Source organism: Escherichia sp. E1V33 (assembly GCF_004211955.1).
In the GTDB taxonomy this organism is placed as follows: Bacteria; Pseudomonadota; Gammaproteobacteria; order Enterobacterales; family Enterobacteriaceae; genus Escherichia.
On sequence record NZ_RHJI01000030.1, the window covers coordinates 1 to 23,044 of the forward strand.

At 47.6% G+C, this 23,044-nt stretch carries 25 protein-coding genes; 9 read left to right on the forward strand and 16 right to left on the reverse strand.

Features of this window, described 5'->3' with window-relative positions; genetic code table 11:
- Nucleotides 1–490: 490 nt before the first annotated feature.
- Complete coding sequence (locus D9742_RS21520; RefSeq protein WP_130238199.1) at nucleotides 491–1,156, forward strand: hypothetical protein; 666 nt, start codon at nucleotides 491–493, stop codon at nucleotides 1,154–1,156.
- A 36-nt stretch (nucleotides 1,157–1,192) separates the two neighbouring features.
- On the opposite strand, the gene fliR is transcribed toward D9742_RS21520, so the two are convergent.
- From fliR to fliF, 13 genes are all read right to left on the reverse strand, one after another.
- The gene (gene fliR / locus D9742_RS21525; RefSeq protein WP_130209637.1) at nucleotides 1,193–1,972 is read right to left on the reverse strand and encodes a flagellar biosynthetic protein FliR; all 780 of its coding nucleotides are present in this window, start codon (nucleotides 1,970–1,972) and stop codon (nucleotides 1,193–1,195) included.
- Nucleotides 1,973–1,974: 2 nt separating this feature from the next.
- Nucleotides 1,975–2,244, reverse strand: coding sequence for a flagellar biosynthesis protein FliQ (gene fliQ / locus D9742_RS21530; RefSeq protein WP_130209635.1), 270 nt, complete (start codon nucleotides 2,242–2,244; stop codon nucleotides 1,975–1,977).
- 12 nt (nucleotides 2,245–2,256) lie between these two features.
- Nucleotides 2,257–2,970 (reverse strand): flagellar type III secretion system pore protein FliP, encoded by a 714-nt coding sequence (gene fliP, locus D9742_RS21535; protein ID WP_130209659.1) that lies wholly within the window; start codon nucleotides 2,968–2,970, stop codon nucleotides 2,257–2,259.
- 49 nt (nucleotides 2,971–3,019) lie between these two features.
- Nucleotides 3,020–3,439, reverse strand: a complete 420-nt coding sequence (fliO, locus tag D9742_RS21540) for a flagellar biosynthetic protein FliO (RefSeq protein WP_130209633.1) — start codon at nucleotides 3,437–3,439, stop codon at nucleotides 3,020–3,022.
- Nucleotides 3,439–3,825: a flagellar motor switch protein FliN gene (fliN, locus tag D9742_RS21545; protein WP_130209631.1), complete on the reverse strand. Its 387-nt coding sequence runs from the start codon at nucleotides 3,823–3,825 to the stop codon at nucleotides 3,439–3,441. The genes fliO and fliN overlap by 1 nt, the downstream gene beginning before the upstream one ends.
- Nucleotides 3,812–4,828, reverse strand: a complete 1,017-nt coding sequence (fliM, locus tag D9742_RS21550) for a flagellar motor switch protein FliM (protein ID WP_130238200.1) — start codon at nucleotides 4,826–4,828, stop codon at nucleotides 3,812–3,814. Before fliM ends, fliN begins: the two co-directional genes overlap by 14 nt.
- 5 nt (nucleotides 4,829–4,833) lie before the next feature.
- A complete protein-coding gene (fliL, locus tag D9742_RS21555; RefSeq protein WP_240780281.1) occupies nucleotides 4,834–5,370 on the reverse strand; it encodes a flagellar basal body-associated protein FliL in 537 nt (178 codons plus the stop codon).
- Between the two features lie 340 nt (nucleotides 5,371–5,710).
- Entirely contained in the window at nucleotides 5,711–6,940 is a 1,230-nt protein-coding gene (locus D9742_RS21560) for a flagellar hook-length control protein FliK (protein WP_165382797.1), read from the reverse strand.
- A gap of 1 nt (nucleotide 6,941) precedes the next feature.
- Nucleotides 6,942–7,385 (reverse strand): flagellar export protein FliJ, encoded by a 444-nt coding sequence (gene fliJ / locus D9742_RS21565; protein WP_130209625.1) that lies wholly within the window; start codon nucleotides 7,383–7,385, stop codon nucleotides 6,942–6,944.
- Nucleotides 7,386–7,387: 2 nt separating this feature from the next.
- The gene (gene fliI, locus D9742_RS21570; protein ID WP_130209623.1) at nucleotides 7,388–8,776 is read right to left on the reverse strand and encodes a flagellar protein export ATPase FliI; all 1,389 of its coding nucleotides are present in this window, start codon (nucleotides 8,774–8,776) and stop codon (nucleotides 7,388–7,390) included.
- Nucleotides 8,773–9,489, reverse strand: coding sequence for a flagellar assembly protein FliH (locus D9742_RS21575; protein WP_130238202.1), 717 nt, complete (start codon nucleotides 9,487–9,489; stop codon nucleotides 8,773–8,775). The genes fliI and D9742_RS21575 overlap by 4 nt, the downstream gene beginning before the upstream one ends.
- Nucleotides 9,476–10,462 carry a flagellar motor switch protein FliG gene (fliG, locus tag D9742_RS21580; RefSeq protein WP_130209619.1) on the reverse strand — a complete coding sequence of 329 codons (987 nt, stop codon included), beginning with the start codon at nucleotides 10,460–10,462 and terminating at the stop codon, nucleotides 9,476–9,478. The genes D9742_RS21575 and fliG overlap by 14 nt, the downstream gene beginning before the upstream one ends.
- The gene (fliF, locus tag D9742_RS21585; protein ID WP_130209617.1) at nucleotides 10,459–12,141 is read right to left on the reverse strand and encodes a flagellar basal-body MS-ring/collar protein FliF; all 1,683 of its coding nucleotides are present in this window, start codon (nucleotides 12,139–12,141) and stop codon (nucleotides 10,459–10,461) included. The genes fliG and fliF overlap by 4 nt, the downstream gene beginning before the upstream one ends.
- A 301-nt stretch (nucleotides 12,142–12,442) precedes the next feature.
- On the opposite strand from fliF, the gene fliE reads away from it, so the two are divergent.
- The 8 genes from fliE (at nucleotide 12,443) to D9742_RS21625 (ending at nucleotide 19,644) form a co-directional block, all read left to right on the forward strand.
- Nucleotides 12,443–12,778 (forward strand): flagellar hook-basal body complex protein FliE, encoded by a 336-nt coding sequence (gene fliE, locus D9742_RS21590; RefSeq protein WP_130209615.1) that lies wholly within the window; start codon nucleotides 12,443–12,445, stop codon nucleotides 12,776–12,778.
- Nucleotides 12,779–12,964: 186 nt separating this feature from the next.
- Entirely contained in the window at nucleotides 12,965–13,804 is an 840-nt protein-coding gene (locus tag D9742_RS21595) for a CheR family methyltransferase (RefSeq protein ID WP_130238203.1), read from the forward strand.
- Nucleotides 13,805–13,807: 3 nt separating this feature from the next.
- Nucleotides 13,808–14,845, forward strand: coding sequence for a chemotaxis response regulator protein-glutamate methylesterase (locus D9742_RS21600; protein WP_130209611.1), 1,038 nt, complete (start codon nucleotides 13,808–13,810; stop codon nucleotides 14,843–14,845).
- 38 nt (nucleotides 14,846–14,883) lie between these two features.
- Nucleotides 14,884–15,273 carry a chemotaxis response regulator CheY gene (gene cheY, locus D9742_RS21605; RefSeq protein ID WP_130209609.1) on the forward strand — a complete coding sequence of 130 codons (390 nt, stop codon included), beginning with the start codon at nucleotides 14,884–14,886 and terminating at the stop codon, nucleotides 15,271–15,273.
- Between the two features lie 2 nt (nucleotides 15,274–15,275).
- Entirely contained in the window at nucleotides 15,276–15,917 is a 642-nt protein-coding gene (gene cheZ, locus D9742_RS21610) for a protein phosphatase CheZ (protein WP_130209607.1), read from the forward strand.
- A 73-nt stretch (nucleotides 15,918–15,990) separates the two neighbouring features.
- Complete coding sequence (gene flhB / locus D9742_RS21615; protein ID WP_130209605.1) at nucleotides 15,991–17,139, forward strand: flagellar biosynthesis protein FlhB; 1,149 nt, start codon at nucleotides 15,991–15,993, stop codon at nucleotides 17,137–17,139.
- Entirely contained in the window at nucleotides 17,132–19,228 is a 2,097-nt protein-coding gene (gene flhA / locus D9742_RS21620) for a flagellar biosynthesis protein FlhA (protein WP_130209603.1), read from the forward strand. The genes flhB and flhA overlap by 8 nt, the downstream gene beginning before the upstream one ends.
- A complete protein-coding gene (locus tag D9742_RS21625) occupies nucleotides 19,228–19,644 on the forward strand; it encodes a flagellar protein FlhE (protein ID WP_130209601.1) in 417 nt (138 codons plus the stop codon). The genes flhA and D9742_RS21625 overlap by 1 nt, the downstream gene beginning before the upstream one ends.
- A gap of 62 nt (nucleotides 19,645–19,706) precedes the next feature.
- Here D9742_RS21625 and D9742_RS21630 read toward each other — a convergent pair whose 3' ends face one another.
- The 3 genes from D9742_RS21630 to D9742_RS23285 form a co-directional block, all read right to left on the reverse strand.
- Nucleotides 19,707–20,243 carry a winged helix-turn-helix domain-containing protein gene (locus tag D9742_RS21630; RefSeq protein ID WP_165382798.1) on the reverse strand — a complete coding sequence of 179 codons (537 nt, stop codon included), beginning with the start codon at nucleotides 20,241–20,243 and terminating at the stop codon, nucleotides 19,707–19,709.
- 486 nt (nucleotides 20,244–20,729) lie between these two features.
- Complete coding sequence (locus tag D9742_RS21635) at nucleotides 20,730–22,070, reverse strand: hypothetical protein (RefSeq protein WP_130238204.1); 1,341 nt, start codon at nucleotides 22,068–22,070, stop codon at nucleotides 20,730–20,732.
- 659 nt (nucleotides 22,071–22,729) lie between these two features.
- Complete coding sequence (locus D9742_RS23285; RefSeq protein ID WP_130209595.1) at nucleotides 22,730–22,918, reverse strand: hypothetical protein; 189 nt, start codon at nucleotides 22,916–22,918, stop codon at nucleotides 22,730–22,732.
- Nucleotides 22,919–23,044: the final 126 nt, after the last annotated feature.

The following is a 23,044-nucleotide window of genomic DNA, read 5'->3' on the forward strand; positions in this document are numbered from 1 at the left end:
TTCTGCAGCTTCTGCGTTAATGTGCACCCCCACGGCAGAATGATTCTGCCTCGTGCCCCCCCAACCAGCCCAGTTCTTCCTCCTGGGCTGGTTTTTTTATAATTAAACACCCACAATTTTCTTCGTCAGCGCGTAGTCGATTAATAACCAGGATTGTGATTTTTCTGATAAGAACACTGACTGCAAATAAATCAGGGGAAAATAATTATGCATGAACGCGTTGGGTGAAATATAAATCATAGTATAAACGAACGCTCAAACATTGCCGCACTCCTTTGACTCCTGACTAATAATCACCAGACCTTAGTATTAAACTATAATTATATTCCGCATCGAATTATCCTAATCAGGATTTACTTAATGTGGTGTATTATACTTACCACTAAGGATGTTAAATTTGTCAGATACCCCAAAAAGTAACCTTTTATTTTAAATGCTGACGAACAACGTCAACTAAGTAATCAGGAAAATACGCGAGGACCGCGCACTAATGGAAAACTGTACTAATTCTACACCACCTGTATTTGTCATGGCCCTGTGTGAGTATTTCACATTTGGGATGAAGAATCTTTTCTCCAACAACCACATTAACCTGTCATTTATCCATCGAATTGAGCAGGTCACTATCGGCCTGGATGATACGCTGACCATTATGTTAGTGCTTGATATGTCAGGGACGGAATCGCTACAAATATTCAAAGAAGCCGTTGATTTTCTTATCCAGATTAACAGTCGTAAACGCGTTGGCGTGCTGGTCAGTCGTTATAACTCCTATCTGACACATTACATCTCGCGCAAGTTTGCAGGTAAGGTCACTTTTTTTAACTCCCATAACCTGCACTCCGGTCTTTTTCAGCGCAACTTCCAGACCTGGTTACGGGGTAAAACATTTCGCCCCATGCATACGATTAATCGCTACCGGGACGAACGTTATGGTTTTTCCCTGAAAGAATGGATTTGTCTGGTGCTTCCCCTTGCCGGAGAGTCAATAGCGGAAATGTCCCGATGCATGAAAATACCGGAACCGACGCTGTATCAGATCAGACGCGGCGCGCTAAAAAAATTAGGGCTGAGTTCCTACCGGCAATTCTGTGAACTGTATATCAGAGGGGAAATCCGCACGGAAAACGACAAAATTTTAAGGCAGAAATACTGACGCGTTTTTTGGGTTCACAACGGCTGCGAGGCAGGGCTATCTCATCGCGGCCATAATTTGCAGAAGATTGTCAAAAATGGTGGCCATCAGGTTTTCAAAAAGTGGGCCAAAGGAGTACATCATCAGCGATAGCGCCAGCAATCCAACGCTAAGTGAAATAGGGAAACCGATCACAAAAACAGAAAGTTGCGGCGTCAGACGGTTAATAATACCAAGTGTCAGGTTAATACAGAGCAGTAACGCCACAATAGGTAACGCCAGTATCAAACCGCTACTGAAAATAAGCCCCGCCAGTTTTACAAAAGCCAGATAAGCAGACGCATTGGGTAACGTAGCCACAACGGGCAAAATATCAAAGCTGCGGGCGATAATCTCCAGAAGGTAAAGATGTCCGTTGGCGATTAAAAAGATCAGCGTAGCCAGTAAATTCAGAAAGCGGGCGACCACAGGCATATTCTGTCCACCGGCCCGGTCATAGAAGGTGGCAAATGAAAGTCCCATCTGCAGGCCGATAAGTTCGCCAGCGTGGCGGACAGCCACAAAAATCAACTGAATGATCAACCCGGTGATAAGGCCAATAATGAGCTGCCCCGCTCCCGTCAGAAATCCCTCATACGAAACAATACGAATATTGCTGTCAGGCAATATGGGGGCTATCTGAAAGGCTATCAGTGCCGACAGTGCAATTTTGACCTTTTTGTTGATCGATTTGTCATTAAAGATCGGCGCTGACGTAAAAAGAGCCAGAATACGCAAAAACGGGAAGAAATACTGACCGATATGCAGGTAGAGATCAGCCAGAGACAGAGTGAGCATAACTAGCGAATCAGATAAGGCAGGCTGTTAAACAACCCGTGCATATAATCAAGCATAACGCTTAACATCCAGGGACCAAGAGCAATAATGACCACCACAATCAGAAGGATCTTGGGAATAAAAGACAATGTCATCTCGTTTATTTGCGTGGACGCCTGAAGAATGCTGATAACCAACCCGGCAACCAGAGACGCCAGCAATAACGGCGCGGCAATCATCAGACCGACTTTAATGGCCTGGAATCCCATCGCCATGACTTGTTCTTCTGTCATCTCTTTTCCTCGTCAGCTAAAAAAACTTTGAGCCAGTGAACCAATCAACAACTGCCAGCCGTCGACCAGAACAAACAGCATCAATTTAAAAGGTAATGAGATTGTCGCTGGCGGCACCATCATCATCCCCAGCGCCATCAAAACACTGGCGACCACAAGGTCGATAATCAAAAACGGTATAAAGATGGTAAAGCCAATCTGGAAACCTGTTTTCAGTTCACTGGTGACAAACGCCGGAACCAGCAGACTTAACGGTACATCTTCCGGTCCGGCGAAGTTTTGCTGATGAGCGATGCGGGTATACAACGCCAGATCATCCTGACGCGTTTGTTGCAACATAAATTCCCGCAGCGGCTGAATACCTTTATCGATGGCGACCTGAGCGGTGATTTTATCCTGACTTAAAGGCATCCATGCGTCGTCATAGATTTTATTAAACACGGGCGACATGACATAAAAAGTGAGGAACAGCGCCAGACCTAACAGCACCTGGTTTGGTGGTGTTGATGACGTTCCCAACGCGTTACGCAGCAATCCCAACACAATGATGATGCGTGTAAAACCGGTCATCATCAGCAAAATAGCGGGTAGAAAGGTCAGCGATGTCAGCAGGACCAGCGTCTGTACCGGTAAAGACCAGCCTTCCCCACCCGCCGGGCGAGTTAACAGAATGTCGCTATTGGCAGCGAATGCGCTATGTACAGGCAATCCGATGCCAAACACCATGACCAACAGGCCACAGATAATCGACATTACCCGCCATGATGGTTTTATTTTATTGTGACTTGCCATAACGCCCCCGCAGACTGTTTGCCAGCACTGTCTGAAAACAGTCAACCAGCGAGCTACGGGACTGCGGTTGATCAACAGCCGCAAAATTTTCTTCGACCGTTTTTTTGTCGATGGCGCTCAGACAGGAGATCTTTTCTGCCGTCACGCCAAGCAGTAACCATTGATTTCCCACTTCCACAAGAACCAGGCGTTCACGCGGCCCCAGAGACTGGCTGAATTTAATATTTAACAGCGCATTGCGGCCATTTTTTTTCCCTGAAATACCGCCAGAACGACGTAAATACCAGAGTAAAAGAAGTAACCCGAATATTATCAGGCAGAGGATACCGCCGGTATGCATCCATACCGACGACATGCTGGTTGTTGAAGCGGTGGGTAAAACTGTATGGGTACTATTGATCATTATCTGCTCAGGCGATAAATACGTTCAGATGGCGTAATAATATCGGTAATACGAATACCGAATTTATCCGACACCACAACCACTTCTCCCTGTGCAATAAGATAACCATTAATCAAAATATCCAGAGGTTCACCTGCCAGACCTTCCAGCGCAACCACAGACCCCTGGCTCAGTGCCAGAAGTTCCTTGATGGTCATACGGGTTCTGCCAAGTTCTACCGTCATTCTGACCGGAATATCCATAACCAGATTCAGGTCAGAGGCAATAGCTTTCGCCCCGTCCATCACGCCCGTCGTTCCTGCGGATTCGCGCTGTTCTTCCAGTGCGTCTGCCCAGGCCGTATCTGCGGGAGTAGAGGTAGTGCCCGCCTGTTCATTCTTGCTCATGCGAGCTCTCCTTAGAAAAAGGTGCTAATGCTGTATTAAAAAGTTCTTCTACCTGCAAGGCGTACTGATTGCTTGCACTGCCATATTTCCCGGACAGTACCCGTACGCCATCAACATAAGCTTCAGCGATTTCAGGTTTATCTAACGGCAAAACATCGTGTTGCTTCAGGCTCATAATTTGTGACAGTCGCATCTGGACGTCGGATAAATTCACCACCAGTTCCAGTTCCGTATTTCTGACCTGTGAAGCCAGCGTATTACGCCAGTTTTGATCTTCCTGCCAGGCGTTTTCCTGTGGTGGACTGGTAAGCAAAGAACGTATTGGCTCAATAACGTTGAAAGGGATGCAGATATCCATCTGGACGCACTCTGAACCCAGTTCGATATAAAACGGTGTAGTAATCACAATATCATTCGGTGACGACGTAATATTGGTGAATTTCACCTGCATTTCTGAGCGAATATATTCTGTTTTAAGACCATAAACCGTACTCCAGGCAAAGTCATAAGACTCCAGAGCAATTGACAATATACGCTGAATAATACGTTGTTCAGTGGGGGTAAACTCCCGCCCATCCGCTTTTGTTTTAAAACGTCCGTCACCGCCAAATAAATTTTCCACCAACATAAACACCATATTGGGAGAAAAGACGAACAGTGCCGTCCCGCGCAAAGGTGACAGATGAATCAAATTAAGATTGGTCATCACAGGCAAGTTACGCGCAAATTCATGATAAGGCTGTACCCGAATATTACCGATAGTGACGTCCAGACTGCGGTGCAACACGTTGAACGCTCCGACACGAAACTGGCGGGCAAAACGTTCATTAATGAATTCCAGCGTGCTGAGTCGTTCATGAACAACGCGTCGTTGCGTCACCGGATCGTAAGGACGGATACCATCCTCAGGAGCCATGGCAGATAGAGTGTTTTCAGATGCGCCGTTACCATCGCCATTCAGAAGACTATCCACCTCATCCTGTGACATAATATTGTCAGACATAGCGATTACCGTAAAATAAAGATGTTAAATAAAACATCGGTAACTTTAACCGTCTGTTTCCCGGATAGTGGACTTGCCAGTTCTTTTTCAACTTGATGAACCAGTTGCTGTTTACCTTCGCGTGTGCTCAACTCCTCCATCGTCTGCTGTGAAAATAGCATAACAAGGCGGCTACGAATTTCTGGCAGGAAACGTTTTAACAATTCCTGGGAGCGAGGATCTTTCAGACGCAGCGTCAATCCAACATACAGAACATGTTCTGTTCCATCGACACCAGGCTTCAGACTGACAGTAAACGTATCCAAAGGTGTATAAATAGGTATTTCAAACGTTTCCTCTATTTCTTCAATTTCCTGCTCTATTGCGCCTTTTTTAACATTGTTCTTTAAACTCTCCAGTTCTGTCCAGGTATAACCAAAACATGCGCTGGCAAAAACAAATGCCAGGACGGTCAGCGCTATGCGACCTTTGCTTTTTTTGCCACTCTGAGTGGTATCCAGATTCTTTTTTGACATCACAAAAATATACTCAGTAATTTGCACCCCGTTACACCCGGGACAGGTGCTGTATTCTATTACATAACCTGGTATTAATAATCCGGCAAAAAAATGTCGCTGCTGGCATTAAATTGATAGATAGATTTGACTTCAGACAACATTGTAAACGTTTGCCTGCATCCTTAATGAAAATGAATGTTGCAGAAATGATAAAAAAACACCACCTACGTGAGATTTATAACCAGTTGAATTTTAATATAATTAAAGATCAGGATCGATATCAACAGCCCGCAAAGAAGCAAGTTTAAACCCGGAAAAAATACCACCATAATAAAACAACAAAGCCCGGGAACCGGGCTTTCAGATAAATAACAAAATAAATTTATCAGACAAAAGTATTTATTCCGCCGGAACGACTGATCGTATGCAGAATTACGCCTGGTTCATCCGGTACGCTTTCCACACCATCATCGGATTGCATATCCTGTTCTGCTGTCTGATTTTGCGAACCGTTCTCCCACGAAGGTCTGGAGTCCGCAGCAACATTGGTTTGCCCAAGAGAGATCCCTGATTCTGCAAGGGAGTTTCGTAAATGAGGCATCGCCGTTTCAAGCGCAGCGCGAACCTGATGGTCGGCTGCGGCAAAATGAAGCTGCACCTGATCATTATTTATCCGCAGACTAATATGCAGACTACCAAGATCTTCCGGGTGCAATCTCAGCTCCGCATGATGAATCCCTTCACGAGTAAAGCAAGCCAACTGCTGACTCAAATTCTGCTGCCATTCCGTAGTCCCCACAGACGCTGTCAATACAGAGGGCTGCGCAGATGGGGATACCCCCACAGGCTCACGGATTTGAATGCTCATATCCCCAATGGTTGGGATATGAAAAGCATCCGCTGTATGACTTTCCTGATGTTGTACAGGCATCTGTTCCGTCGGTTGATTCGCCACCGCCGAATCCAGAGACGTTGCCAATTGTTCCGATGACTGAGGCAGTGTATGACCGGTATTGGTGGCCGACTCAAGATGCAAGGAATCGGGTTTTAATGGCAGCGATGAAGATGGATGAGCAACCGGTTTACCGACTTTCCCCGCAAACTCTGAATAGGCAACGGCTTTATTCAACGTTTGCGAATGGCTGGTATCGAAAGCATTATTTTGTACTTCATCCCCATTCTGTTCTGCTAAAAGTTCAGTTTCAGGCAAACTAACATCGGAACTCCCCTTTTCCGTTTGGGACGCCACATTTTCAGGCGACACCGACGTATTTTTCAGGGCGGTAACCAGTCCATTGCCTTCAAACATCGGTGACGCTGTCATTTCCTGGTTTATACCTGTTTCTGGTAATGGTGTACTTTGCGCCGGAAGCAGGTAAAACAGATTATCCATGACACCAGAGTGCTCCCCTTCAGGCGATCCTTTCCCTTTTTCTTCCTCGTTCGGTAACAGATTTACTGTCCCTTCCGACGGAAGATGAGGCTTCGGGATGGCGCCAGGAAGCAGTTTGCTGTCGAGTTCTGCGGCAAATGATGACGTGTCTGTGTCATTCTGCGTTACAGCGTGTCCATGCCCCAGATTGCCAATATTCATAGGTAAAGAAATTACCTGCATTTTATTTTCCCCTCTGGCTGGCGCGGCGGGCAAATTCATCCATCATTTTTTGTTCCTGTCGGTTTTCTTTCAATATACGCTGGGCTTCGGCCCGGCTTTTTAATGTTTCAAATGCGTTTAACCGCTGACGATCTTTTTGCCAGTCACTGAGCGAGGCATCGACAATCTGTTGGCTGTTGTTCACCTGGTTTACCTGCTGCAAAACGACCTTTTCCAGCGCACCAATAAAACTTTGCCATGACTGGAGCGTAGACACTGACATCCCCTTATCGGCAATGGTGTTTTGCAGTTGGCGACGATATTCAGATTCGTATGTCTGTAATTGTTGTAAACGTGAGACTTCATTCTCATGCGACTGGCGCGCACGCCCCAGTCGCACCGTGGTGTCATTGAGTTTCTTTTCGGCCAGATCCCGCAAAACATCCATTGGTGCTGACGTTGCCATGATTATTCACCTGCTTCAGGGCCTCTGTTATCCGGGAATAACGCATCGAGCTGGCGACATGAAACATCATATTCCTGGCGTTCATGGATGCCCTGTTGCAGATAGCGTTCCATTTCTGGATATAAGGTGATCGCCTGATCCAGTAAAGGATCGCTGCCTCTGGCATACGCCCCTACGCTGACCAAATCCCGGTTCCGCTGCCACGAGGACAGAAGTTGTTTAAAACGCTGTACCTTTTTAAATTGCGCTGGTTGCGTAATTTCCGTCATCACACGGCTGATAGAAGCTTCAATATCAATGGCCGGATAGTGGCCTGATTCCGCCAGTCGGCGTGACAGAACAATATGTCCGTCGAGAATGGCGCGAGCGGAGTCCGCAATCGGGTCCTGCTGATCGTCGCCTTCCGTCAATACGGTATAGAATGCAGTGATTGATCCACCGCCACGGATACCATTTCCGGCTCTCTCCACCAGGGCCGGTAAACGGGCGAAAACAGAAGGCGGATAGCCTTTGGTTGCTGGCGGTTCGCCAATGGCTAATGCTATCTCACGTTGCGCCATCGCATAACGCGTCAGCGAATCCATGATCAGCAACACATTTAATCCACGGTCACGGAAATCTTCCGCAATACGGGTTGCATATACCGCCCCCTGCATACGCAGTACCGGCGATACATCGGCAGGCGCAGCAATAACCACCGAACGCTGTAAGCCATCCTTTCCGAGGATATTTTCAATAAAATCTTTGACTTCACGGCCTCGTTCGCCGATGAGTCCCACAACCACCACATCAGCGGTGGTATAGCGCGCCATCATGCCTAACAGGACACTTTTCCCGACACCGGACCCCGCGAACAGCCCCATACGCTGGCCTCGTCCCACGGTCAGTAACCCATTGATCGCCCGAACGCCGACATCAAGCACATTGCGAATAGGATCGCGTTGTAACGGGTTAAACGGAGCGGTAAATAATGTTGCCCGATCACTATTACTGGGAGGAGGAAGGCCATCCAGTGGTCGCGCACTGGCATCCAGCACACGCCCCAATAATCCAGGCCCAACAGGAAGCTGCTTGCCTTGTGTTAACTTATCACCGCTATCCGGCGCCCAGACTCTGGCGCCAGGCAAGATGCCGTCCACATGTTCCAGCGGCATCAGATACAGCGTTTGTCCACTGAAACCAACAACCTCACTTTCTACACAACGAATACCATCCGGGCCGTCACGTTCAACAATGCACAGCGTTCCGATGGGTAATTTTAGTCCGGTGGCTTCCATCACCAGTCCAGTCGCGCGGATCAGCCTGCCGTACTGACGAAAAGCGGGTAACGTCGTCATCCGCGTTTCTTGCTGTTCCAGAGCACCCAGCCAGTTTTTGAGATGCGAAGTCATACACCGCCCCTGTTACGAGCCAATTGACACAACGACTGCCAGCGGGTTTCCAGCGAGGCATCCAGTTCCCCTTCTTCCGTACTGATCCGACAACCGCCGGGTAGAAGATGAGGATCGGCACACAATTCCCAGTCATAGGCTGAGAGTAACGTCTCAAGCTGCTGGCGTACCTCTTCTGGTTCTTCCGCACTGATGGTCAGGCGAAATTTACCTTTCAGTAAACTATCTTCGTTGAGTAGGGTACGGATGTGATTCATCAGACTGGTATGCATTTTATCCGTAACGCCCTGCCCGCCCAACAGAGTACGCACCGCCATCAGCGCCAGTTGCACCAGGCGGGCAGGAATGACGCTGTCCATGTTTTCAACCGAGATCTGGAAACTTTCCATCACGCGGGAAAACTGTGAATTTAACAGCGATTGTTGAGCATGTATTTCCGCTAATCCTTGCTTAATGCCTTCGGCTTTTCCCTGTTGCAATCCTTCTTCGTAGCCGCGGCGGCGGCCCTCTTCTTCGCCCTTTACCAGTCCCTGCGTAAACCCTTTTTGCCCTTCCTGTTGGCGAACACGAGCAAGCTCTGCCTGCCGGTCCGGGTCAGACATTGGGTCTGCATCTGCATGATTTTCAGACTCCAGGTTTGGCCATGAGGAACTGCCCTGCCCGAGCAGATCATCAGGCCGCCAGGGTTTCCAGGTTGTCTCAGACGTAGACATCCTCACCTCCGCCAATCACCATCTCTCCGACTTCCACCAGACGACGTACCACCAACAGAATGGATTTCTGTTCTGCTTCAACCTGGGTCATACGTACCGGACCACGGGAATTGAGATCATCACGCATAATTTCAGCCTGACGTTTGGACATGTTGCTGAAGAACTTCTCACGCAGCGCCTGATCAGCGCCTTTCAACGCAACCAGCAGAGACTCGCCATCGACTTCCTGCAGCAGGCGCTGGATGCTGCGGTCGTCCATATCCACCAGATTTTCGAACAGGAACATCTCGTCAATAATTTTTTGCGCCAGTTCAGGATCAAATTCACGGAATGCAGTAAGCGCCGCTTCTTCCTGCTGAGTTTTCATCAGGTTGAGAATTTCAGCCGCCGGACGAACACCACCCATATTGTTGCGCTTCAGTGACTGACCGTGGAGCAGATTGTTCAGTACATCCGTCAGTTCTTGCAGTGCCACCGGCTGGACGCCGTTAAAGGTGGCAATACGCAACATAATGTCGTTACGTTCGCGTTCTTCGAATTTCGCCAGTACGCTTGCTGCCTGAGCGCGTTTCAGATGCACCAGAATGGTCGCAATAATCTGCGGATGCTCTTCCCGAATCAGGTCATACACCATATACGGTTCCATCAGACCCAACGTATCGATACCGTTGTTTTCACTATGGGCATCCAGCAGATTATCCAACAAGGCTTCGGCCTGGGATTCACCCAGCGCTTTCACCAGAACATTGCGTAAATACTCATCCGCATTGATGCTGATGGACGCATACTCTTCTGAATCGCGTTTGAATTCACTCAGCACCTGAGCAATCTGCTCATGGGTATAAGAGTGAATACTGACAATAGCAGTGCTTATCTGTGCCACCTCCTGAGGACTGAGATGGCGGAAGACGTCGGCGGCGCGGTCATCGCCGAGCGTTAGCATAATAATGGCGCTTCGCATGGCAGCATTCATGATGGTTTCTGCTCCTTATTCATCCACTGGCGAATAACCAGTGCAATAATCTGCGGTGCCTCATCGGCCATTTCACGCAGTTGCTGAGTAGTAAGCTCGGTATCCATGCGCTGTTGAGCCTTGGCAAGTTCGCTGTGTTCTTTTTTCTGCCGCTGCGCCGTTGCTTCGGCCTGACGTGCTTCTTTTTCCATTTCGAGCCGCTGGAGCAGCATTTCCTGATGTTTCACCCAGAATGGCCATACGGCTTTACGCCACAGCATCCAGGCAACCAGAGCGACTAAAAGATAACGCAGTACGCTAAGAACTAACTGAATGACATCCTGCTGTTGCCACAGTGGAAGAGCGACATCTTTGTCTGACTGGCTAAATGGTGTGTTAACCACATTTACCGAATCCCCACGGGAAGCGGTATAGCCCATTGCCTCTTTAACCAGATCGTTGATTTGCTTCATCTGCGCTGGCGTCAGAGCCGCCGGTTCTCCGGCTTTTCCTGGCAGATAATTGATAACAACCGCGACCGACAAACGTTCCACATTACCCGTGTTGCGGGTGATATGTTTTAGCGTTCTGTCCAGCTCGTAATTGGTAATGTCGTCATGGTTCTGACTGTAAGGTTGTAGGTTTTGGCTTACCGTCTGAGGCGCCGGGCGTGTCGCGCTATCTTTGGCGCCGCGTGCTGGCGTTGAGGTGGTAATCGGTGCGGTGGCGGCCGTAGGCGGTAGATTACTTAACGCGCCAGGTACTCCTCCAACGCTGCTTTTCCCGCCCTGCTCATCATGAACAACGTGGCGGCTGCGGATAGACATCTTGTCTGGCGACGTGTTGGGGGCATATTCCTCAACAGTTTGCTCATTCTGGGTGAAATCCACTTGCGCCGTAACTTGCGTACGAACGTTGGCGCTGCCTACAACGGGTGTCAGAATTGCCTGAATACGGTTTTGATAGTCATCTTCAACTTCGCGGATATATTTAAGCTGTGTTGTCTGGGTATTGTGAGTGTCACTGCCGGAAAGCAAATGGCCAGACTGATCCACAATGGTGACATGAGCGGCATCAAGGCCAGAAACCGCGCTGGCTATCATGTAACTGATGGCGTTGACCTGGCCTTCATCCAGTGTTCTGCCATTTTGTAAAGTAAGAGTCACTGAAGCAGTAGGCGCTTTTTGTTCGCGGACAAACAGTGACGGTTTCGGTATTGCCAGATGAATACGGGCGCTCTGTACTGGACCTAACGTCTCAATAGTACGAGCCAGTTCACCTTCAAGCGCACGCTGGAAGTTAACCTGCTCGTTAAACTGGCTAATACCAAATTTTTCCTGGTCGAGCAGTTCAAACCCTACAGAGCCACCTTTCGGCAATCCCTGCTGTGCGAGTTTAAGACGGACCTCATAAACCTGGTCTTCCGGGATCATGATGGCGCCGTTATGGTCAGCAAAGCGATAAGGAACCTGCATCTGGCTAAGCTGAGTGACAATCGCTCCACCGTCCTGTTCGCTAATATTACTGTAGAGAACTCGATAAACTGGCCCTTGCATCCAGAATAGCAAGGCGACAACAATTGAAATTGCTGCCGCCGCTGTGATCATAAAAATAATTCTGGGATTTGCCCGAATTCGTTCCAGTAGTGCCTTAAAATCAAAGGGACTATTTTTTTTATTACCCTGGGTTGTGGCATTCATGCCATATTCCTGTAAAGTTAAATGGTACGACTTCAACGCAGGTGTCATATTGCAGATGCAGATGAACAAACTGGTGATGAGTATTATTCGCGACAATTTTTCATTTCAGAAAATTTGCCAGATAAGAATTATCGCCTGAAACAGCCCTAAACCTAATCTGCAATAAGAACAGGTTTATGCTGACTTTTCCCACAATGCTGCTGAACTTCCGCCATGATAAAGTACGCCTAAATTAAACAGAGCTGATAAGACATCAGTATCAACTATCTGTTGTTAAGTGTCAGTAAGGTGAAATAACAATATGTCCCTAAATACAATCAATGGGGTAGTAAATCAGATCCAGCGTCAGGCAGGCCAGGTTTCTGCAATGCAGAATCAGCTTGCTCTGACAGAATCAAATGACACAGAAAATAAAACGCAATTTTCTGATGTGTTATTTAACAGCCTCAATAATATCAGCCAGCTCCAGAATCAGGCCAAACAAGGCTCTGAAGACTATCTGGCAGGCGTGCCGGGAGTTGGCTTAAATGATGTTATGGTTTCGATGCAGAAGTCATCTGTAGCACTTAACCTTGGTGTTCAGGTACGCAATAAAATGGTTAGCGCGTATCAGGACATCATGAATATGGGTGTCTGATTGTCGATTTTTCGTTTTAGTCACTCCGTTAATCCTGATTGTTATTTTCTGTTTTCCCGTATCACCTGATCACCGCCTGGCTGTGTTTATGATCGGGTGATACGTATTGAAACCCCAATCATGTGTTGAAAATAACTCTCTATCCCCCGCTAAATGCGGAAACACTGAGAAATAAAATTCCGCAATATGGCTAATCACTCTGAATTCCCTGCGCAAACTCTGAACACTCTCACGGATAAAGATTTAGCACGTGTCAGCGAGCTAATTTACCGCCGTGCAGGTATTGTCCTGAATGGTCAAAAAAAAGATATGGTCTATAATCGTTTATCCCGCCGAATCACTCAGCTAGGGATAAACAGCTTCAGTGAGTATATGGCACTGCTTGAAAGCAGCTCTGATGCGCCGGAATGGCAGACATTTGTCAACTCGCTGACCACTAACCTGACCTCTTTTTTTCGTGAAGCGTACCATTTCCCTATTCTTGCAGAACATGCGCGGAGTCGGCGCGGTATGTATAACGTATGGTGCGCTGCCGCATCCACAGGCGAAGAACCACTGTCAATTGCGATGACGCTGGAAGAAACGCTGGGTCGTAGTATTACGGGGCCTCGCATACTGGCAACGGATATTGATACCGATGTTCTGCGTCATGCCAAAAAAGGAATTTATCAATTATCCGATTTGGCTAGTCTGAATGAAAAACAGAAAAAAAACTGGTTTCTGCGTGGAACAGGAAATCACGGTGATAAAGTAAAGGTAAAAAGGGAACTGTTGGCATCGATTCATTACCAACAGCTGAATCTCGTGGCCCCGCAGTGGGATATTCCTGCACCGTTTGATGCTATTTTCTGTCGCAATGTGATGATTTATTTTGACAGAAATACGCAGGATATTCTTATGCGCCGTTTTGCAGAAATACTGAAACCAGGTGGAATACTTTTTGCGGGTCATTCAGAACACTTTAATACTGCAAATAGTCATTTTCGCCTGCGCGGCCAATCTGTTTACTGCCTGGCAAAGGGGTAACAAATGAAAAAGATAAAAGTGTTGTGCGTGGACGATTCGGCGTTAATTCGCAATATCATGACGCGAATTGTTAATCAACAACCGGATATGGAAATGGTCGCCACGGCGCATGATCCCATCATGGCCCGTGATTTGATTAAACAACATAACCCGGATGTACTGACGCTGGACGTTGAAATGCCGCGCATGGATGGTCTGGATTTTCTTGAACGTTTAATGCGTCTGCGTCCAATGCCGGTATTAATGCTTTCTTCACTGACCAGCAAAGGCTCTGATATCACTATTGCAGCACTGGAACTGGGCGCCGTAGATTTTATTACTAAACCTCAGCAAGGACTTCAGGAAGGGATGGAAAAATACAGCGATATGATCGCTGACAAAATTCGTATCGCGGCAAGCGTGCGGAGTTTCCAGAAAAGAACAGTTCCTCCCGTTATTCGCGCCCCGCTTATTGGCAGTGAAAAAATTATTGCCATTGGCGCCTCTACCGGTGGTACGGAAGCATTAAGCCATGTCCTCTTGCCAATGCCGCCGACATGTCCGGGAATCGTCATCGCACAACATATGCCACCAGGGTTTACCCGTTCTTTTGCCCAGCGTCTGGATAAATCCTGCCTGCTGTCCGTAAAGGAAGCAGAGCATGATGACCGCGTACTACCCGGTCATGCTTATATCGCGCCAGGCGGCAGACATATGGAGTTAATACGTAGCGGGGCTAACTACCATATCAAACTTAGCGATACGCCGCCTGTTAACCGCCATCGTCCGTCGGTAGATACGCTGTTTGAATCCGTTGCCCGAGTCGCAGGACGAAATGCCGTCGGTGTGATCCTGACGGGTATGGGTAACGATGGTGCGAAAGGTCTGCTGGCGATGCGTAACGCAGGCGCCCGAACCCTCGCCCAGAGCGAACGTTCATGTGTGGTATTCGGTATGCCCCGTGAAGCAGTGGCTTTAGAGGCGGTAACAGAAGTCGCCGACCTCGATGATATGAGCCAACAAATTCTCAATAACATAACCGGGCAGTCTCGCCGTATTTAACAGCCTATTTCGTACTTAGAAATTTTTCAGGATATACCATGACAGATAAGAATTTACGTTTCCTCGTTGTTGATGACTTTGCCACCATGCGTCGCATTGTCCGCAATCTCCTTAAAGATCTCGGCTTCAACAATGTTGACGAAGCGGAGGATGGTCATGACGCGCTGACGCGTCTGAAAAAAGAACCATTCGATTTTGTCATTAGTGACTGGAACATGCCGAACATGGACGGTTTGCAGCTGTTGAATGAAATTCGCCAGGATAGTGCGCTTAAAGCGCTGCCTGTGCTGATGGTTACCGCAGAAGCGAAGAAGGAAAACATTATTGCCGCAGCGCAGGCCGGTGCCAGCGGTTATGTGGTTAAGCCTTTTACCGCAGCCACTCTTGAAGAAAAGCTGAACAAAATCTTTGAGAAGCTCGGGGGATAATCATGACCGCGTCTGCGCAACTGCCACCAAAGAATCACGATCCAGACGTCTTTACCCGTATTGGTAATATCACACGGATGCTAAGGGATAGTCTGGTCAGTCTTGGCCTTGAGCGAACCATCATGGATGCGGCTGAAGCGATCCCTGATGCCCGCGAACGTCTGAATTATGTGGCAAAGAAAACATCGCAGGCTGCGGAGCGTGTGCTGAACAGTGTGGAAGAAACAAGACCGATGCAGGACGCTATCTCCAGCGGAGCTGAACAGTTAACACAACGCTGGGATGCCTGGTTTGATGCGCCTGTTGAACTGCCGGAAGCCCGTGAACTGGTAAAAGATACCCGGCATTATCTGAAACAGGCGACCAGTCTGGCCGGTAAAACCAATAATCAACTCATGGAAATCATGATGGCGCAGGACTTTCAGGATCTGACCGGTCAGGTTATCCAGCGCATGATGACCATTATTGAAGTTGTCGAAAAAGAGTTGATTCGGGTACTCGTAGATAACATTCCTGAAGAGACTGTACCGACGAAAGAAGTCGCTAATTCATTAATTAATGGTCCACAAATCGATCAGACCCAGGCAGGTGTAATGACATCCCAGGGCCAGGTTGATGACCTTCTCCAGAGTCTCGGCTTTTAATCTATGTAATGTCATTTTCCTCTGATAACCAGAACTAACGCGGTTAGCAGAGGAACCAGACCCAGGCAGGTGTATGTCAGAAGAAAGCGATCAGGAAAAAACAGAAGAGCCCACAGCTCACCGAAAAGAAGAAGCGCGGAAAAAAGGGCAGATTCCTCGTTCCAGAGAACTCACCTCCCTGCTGATTCTGTTAGCAGGCTGGTCGCTGATGACGGGTAGCGGAGAAAACCTTGCCCGCACGTTATTACAGTTATTGCATTCCGGGTTAACCCTCAACAGACATCAAATTGAGGACCCGTTAAGCATGATTCACCAGCTTTACGACATGCTGGTAATGATGATTCAGGCATTGATGCCCTTTCTGCTTGGGCTGTTTGTAGTGGGGATTGCCTCGCCATTACTGATTGGTGGGCTTCACCTGGGCGGTGGCCTGAAAGTAGATTTAAAACGCTTAAATCCACTTTCAGGAATGAAACGGATGGTTTCAGGGCAAATGGTCGCTGAATTATTAAAAGGATGTCTGAAAGTTACTTTAGTAGGAACAGGCTGTACTTTGTATCTTACTAATAATAAAGAGCATTTCATCCAGTTAGTGAGTGCTCCACTGCCTGAAGCGATTGGCCGCGCGATGGACCTGATTCTGCACTGCCTGATGATGGTACTGCTGTGCATTATCCCGATGGTTGGCTATGACATTTTTAACCAGATCTTCAGCAACCTGAAAAAGCTGCGTATGACCCGCCAGGAAATACGCGATGAATTTAAGCAGCAGGAAGGCGATCCGCACATCAAGAACAGAATCAAGCAGATGCAGCGCGCTATCGCCAGAAGCCGCATGATGTCCGATGTGCCTGAGGCGGATGTGATTGTCAACAACCCAACGCACTACTCCGTCGCCCTGTCCTACAAAGAAAACAGTATGAGCGCACCAATCGTGCTGGCCAAAGGCGCAGGGGAAGTCGCGCTGCGCATCAGAGAGCTGGGGAAAGAACATAAGATCCCGATGCTGGAAGCGCCACCGCTGGCGCGTGCGCTTTACCGACACAGCGAGATTGGCAGACCGATCCCAACAGAACTTTATAGCGCGGTGGCAGAAGTGCTCGCGTGGGTCTACAGCCTGCGTCGCTGGCGCCACACCGGCGAAACCAAACCCGTACCACCCCGGAACCTTCCTGTACCGGAAAAACTGGATTTTAACCACGAGATGAATACCGATGTCTGATATCGCCACTAAATTACGTTTACCACAGTTGAAAGATACCCAGTGGCGAATACTGGCCGGCCCGGTGCTGATCATGATGATCCTCGCCATGATGGTCCTGCCGCTCCCGGCGTTTCTTCTGGACACCCTGTTTACGTTCAATATCGTCCTTTCATTGATGATCCTGCTCGTATCCATGTTCACCAAAAACACGCTGGAGTTCTCGGCATTCCCGACGGTCCTCCTGTTTGCCACCCTGCTTCGACTGGCGCTGAACATTGCTTCGACGCGTATCATCCTGATGGAAGGCCACACCGGCGCTGCAGCGGCGGGTCGCGTCGTGGAGGCGTTTGGTCATTTTCTGGTAGGCGGTAACTTTGCTATCGGCATCGTGGTGTTCGCGATTCTGATCATCATTAACTTTATGGTTATCACCAAAGGTGCCGGACGTATTGCCGAAGTGGGCGCTCGCTTCGTTCTCGACGGGATGCCAGGTAAGCAGATGGCCATTGACGCCGACCTTAACGCCGGTCTGATCGGTGAAGCCGAAGCCAAGCGCCGTCGTAACGAAGTGACCCAGGAATCCGACTTTTACGGCTCAATGGATGGTGCCAGTAAATTCGTGCGCGGCGATGCCATCGCGGGCCTGATGATTATGGCCATTAACATCATCGGCGGCCTCGCTATCGGTGTTCTGCAACACGGCATGGCGATCGGACAAGCCGGTGAAACGTATACCCTGTTAACCATTGGCGACGGTCTGGTTTCCCAGATCCCTGCCCTGATAATCTCCACCGCTGCCGGTGTTATTGTGACGCGCGTAGCGACCGAACAGGATGTCGGGGAGCAAATGGTGGGTCAGTTGTTCCACAATCCTCAGGTAATGCTGCTGGCGGCTGGCGTAATCGGTCTGCTTGGGTTGATCCCTGGTATGCCTAATCTGGTATTTCTGCTCTTTACCGCTGCACTGCTGGGGTTAGCCTGGTGGTTACGCGGTCGCCAGGAGAATAATCAGTCGGCCAGCAAAGAAGATAAAACGCGTGACGAAATCCACGCTGAAGCCGCTCACGCTACAGCCGAAGCCTCCTGGGCAGACGTACAGATTGAAGACGTACTGGGGCTGGAAGTGGGCTACCGTTTAATTCCGCTGGTTGATAGCGATCAAAACGGTCAGCTACTGACGCGTATCCGTGGCCTGCGTAAAAACTTTGCGCATGAAATGGGTTTTCTCCCGCCGTCTGTACACATCTGTGACAATCTGAGCCTTGAACCAGGCAGTTATCGTATCCTGCTGAAAGGCGTGGAAATTGGTCATGGCACGATTCACCCTGAACGCTGGATGGCAATTAACCCAGGCTGCGCCGAAGGTGATCTGGACGGAACACCGTGTAAAGACCCGGCATTTGGTTTCCCGGCATGGTGGATTGATGAAGTACAGCGTGAGCAGGCCCAGGTACAGGGCTATACCGTAGTAGACCCGGCCTCCGTCGTAGCAACGCACCTGAATCATCTGATTACCCAGCACACTGGCGAACTGTTTGGCCGCAATGAAGCCCAACTGCTGCTCGATCGCCTTGAAAAAGATATGCCGCGCCTGGTAGATGGTTTAATTCCTGGCGTGATCTCTTTAACGCTGTTCCATAAAGTGCTGCAAAATCTCCTGGTGGAACAAGTTTCTATCCGTGATATGCGCACAATTATCGATACGATGGCTGAATTTGCGCCAACAATCACCGACCCTGATGATTTAACCGCTCAAATCCGTAGCCGCCTCGGTCGGGCAATTACCCAACATTGGTTCCGTAATAATAAAGATATCGACGTGATTGGCCTCGACAGCAACCTTGAGAAGATTCTCCTGCAGGCAATCCAGAACAACAGCATCATTGAACCGGGTATTGCAGACAGCCTGATCCGCCAGACAGAACAGGCTATCCTTGAGCAAAACTCGCGTAATATTCCGCCGGTACTGCTTGTCGCGCCACCGCTCAGAACCATGCTTTCCCGTTTTCTGCGCCGGATTTACCCACAGCTGGTAGTGTTGTCTACGCAGGAGATTGCACATGACCGAATGTTACATATGTCGACCTGCATCGGCGGACAAAAATAATGAAAGCCATTAATACAGCATTTCTGCTGCTGGCGCTCCATTCGTCATTATGCCTGGCTTCCGCAGGAAGCTGGAGCCAGCAGAGCAGCGGTGGCACGCTGACTACAGGCGAAGAATTACTGGTTGGGCGTGTTCTTCACGCCCCCACCGTCGTACCACGTAACGCGCCCGTGAAATATATTACGTGGAAAATAAATCTTCTTACTCCACCGCCACAGGGACTGGAAATCAATTTATGCAGTACGACCTGGTGTCAGCCCCTGCCCGCTCTCGCCGGCCATTTAACACCAGTTCGTCATTTATCGGCAGGCGGCGTTTTTCACTTTATTTATAACGTGCGCTATAAAGGGCAGTTAATACCCTCCATGACGGTGGTGAGAAATCAATTAACAATAGGCTACGGCTCACAATCGTGAGGACTGGCTTTAACATGGCAAGTACCCACCGTCCAGTGCGTCGATGGGTATGAGAAGTCGAATTATTCTCTTAGCGGAAAATCACTATTAAGCGCAGAGATTAACTCTTTCAGAAAATCACATTGGCTACAGTTGCGGTTTGTTTTCGATGCTGCGTAATAGACCGCATCTGACGCCGCAAATTCATAACCGGCTAACGTGCGTTTTTCTGCCATTAACTGTACAGCGTGACAGGGTGTCTGATATCCACTGTTTTTTGTATGGGCATCTGATACTGTGGCGTTAACGTCTATGACGAATCTGTATCCTTTGCCGTAAACAGTTTCAATAAAGATATTTTCTTTATTCTGCCCAAGTGCATTACGAATACGGTAAATGCTTCGCGTCAGCGACTCGTCGCTAACCGCAGAAGACCAGACATCATTAATAATTTTATGTTTACTGACCACGCGTTTTGCATTCGCTAATAAAACCTTAAGCACGCCAGCTTCTTTAGGCGGCAGATAAACTTCTTCCGCTCCGCAACATAAAAAACCGTCGTTTGTAAAAGAGAAATCACCAAACTGGAAAGTAGTATAACGTTCCTGTGTATTAATCATATTCACCATAGCTCCCTTATGTGAATCACTGTGGCGAGAGATATCCCCACCGTTAGCTCTGTTCTGCGCTTTCACAACCGGGCTAAAATAGTGAACAGTAGTTCTTCGTGTGCCGGTTAGTGAATGCTGTTACACCTCACTTGCATCACTGAACTTTATGACAGGATTATCCAATTTTGATGTGATATTATTTTAAATTGCGAATTTAAGATGCAACTTGTTGTTTTAAAATGATTATTTATTTTTCGCGTAGCAACATATTACAGTTTAAGAAGTGAATTATGGATTCAAGAGATACGGTAGACGGCATTCTGCTTTCGCTACAGCATATGACATTAATGATAACGACTGAAATACGTGAGAGGGAAAAGAAGGGTCTGCAACACGATTCGGTTTAGTATTAACCGGAATGTTGATTTCATACTGACAGATTTTATTGAAAGAAGTGACCGCATGTGCGGTCACTAAAAAATAGAATAATAAATATTAACGGCATAAAACATCAGTTGGCGAAGGCACACTACTTGTTTGTTTCAATGGGGAGTCTGCGTATACCCCTTGTATTATATGAACCCAGCTATAGCGCCCAGTACCACCATATCGATAAGCACCGTCGAGCGTATTTGGCAAATAGGAAATCCCTGCCCAAAGCGCCCCTTCATGCAGTCCATCATAATCCCAATTAAACAGATCATTTCTTGCCAGCCCGTCGTTAGAACCTAACGCTTTTGCTTCCGCCGAATTTATACAAACATTTTCAATACCAGCATATGGTGATACGATTACATTAGAAAATTTAACATAGCTCATAAAACGAAATGATTGAGACATTTGTACAATGCCCGTCATAGTATCAGTAAATTTCATTGAGCCTTCCATACCGACACCTGGTTTATCAGTAATCTGAATTTCCGTATTTGTTGCATCTAATACGATTTTTTGTTCGCCGGCAGGGGTCACACCTTCAACTTTCCAACGATGACTATCCAGTTTTTTCCCATTTGCGCTTGCGAAACCCACGGTACTGTTAATCGGTAAATAAGCACCATGTGCAATAAGCCCAGACCAGTCTCTGGCTTTATTGCTTATTTTATCGTACAGCTCGACTATCGGTGTAACCTTGACTTTTATCCTGGGTAAGACCTCAACATTATTAACGGTTATCACAGATTCAGCCTCTTTATCCTCCGCAGCATCAACGACTTTATCCGGGTGCACAATAACGGTCGTTTGACCGCTACTATCCGTGGTCCCTGAGGTTGTTTTTGCAGAATATCCCGGCTTAATATCAACAATCGCATTACTGACAGGTTCGCCGAGGCTATTGATCAACGTCACGCTGCATTTAATATCGGTATCGGCCAGCCCAACACAATCTGGCAATGATGACTTTGTACTGCTGATTACGCTGTAGGTATCAACAGAACCTGAGGCAATCGCATCCCCCTCAAAGGGAATGGTATTATTACTGTCTGTTCGCGCTGTGACTTGCGCGCGTAGTACATGACCTTTATTTGTTGAAGAGGGTGTGTATTGGGTCGTGGTCTGTCCTGGAATATCCTCCCACTGCCCTGGGGACGTTTCCACCTGCCACTGATACGTCGTCCCTGATGGAGAAGTATCTTCAGTATCACCATCAGGATCGCTGAATTTAGGTTCCAGCGTTAATGTATCCCCTAGGGTAAGTTCAGGGGCAGCCACGGGTTTATGCCCAGTTATCACCAGTGTTTGATCTTTTGCCGTTGTCGCATAAACGGGTATTGAGGTCGTCAGAACTGTCCCGGCAAGCGTCGACAACACAAATAATTGCCGTGTATTAATATTCATTCGATACTCTTTTCATTGCACTACAGAAGAAGCTAGTGGCTCTGTTATTGCCCGGGATTCAGACTGAGAGAAAGATTGAACCAAGCTACAATAGAACTTTAGATAGCGCTGCTGCAACGTAGAAAAGGTATATGACATCTTTTGTAGCATAACAGTTTCAGATTATCCCGCGGGGCTCTTGATACTTTACCAGGCCTGATCAGGCACAAAATAAGTTACTACATTGTACAACAAGTGAGAATAAAGTTAATGCTGTGATATGAGTACATAAAGAAAGGCTAATCACGGTTTAGAGATTATCAGCAACAGTTCATGTATTCACATTACCAGGCATAAGAACAGCTCTTCAGTAATGACAGGAGTAATAGAATCCGGAGAGTGCAGAAAGTGAAAAGAAAATAATTTTAACAACCAGGACATTTATTAACGCAATAAAATTTCTACTGATAAAACAAGTTTTTATAAAATGGATATATCAGCTTTCTTGGTTTAAATACCAGAAATAACCATTGAATACAATACTATGCAGATATCAATTTCAGACATAAAAGCTAAAAATGTACCACATGAAGCATTATCGCAATTATGTCTGTTCCATCGCCAGAAAGCGTATGATATGACAAATTCAGACATTTTGACTAACAAAAGGTGGAGTAACTCTATTTCATAACAGGATTTTTAAAATGAATATCTATGTCTGAAATTTCACCTATGTTTATTAAAATGTGCTTATCATCGTTACTCCTGATAGTCACTCTGGTCTGGACTCTCGTTTCGGCTCCGGCATGAAACGAGACGATTTGCTGAATCTCTTTCATCATATTCTCTAGTGCTTCATAATCGTTCATAGCATCACCTCACAGATTACTTATATTGTTTAATAAATTATCGGCAAAAAGAAGATTTGGATAAGTCGGAAGGTCGAGGCATACCTAACCGTGTAGACGTGTATCTGTAAGTATCCCGCATAATCG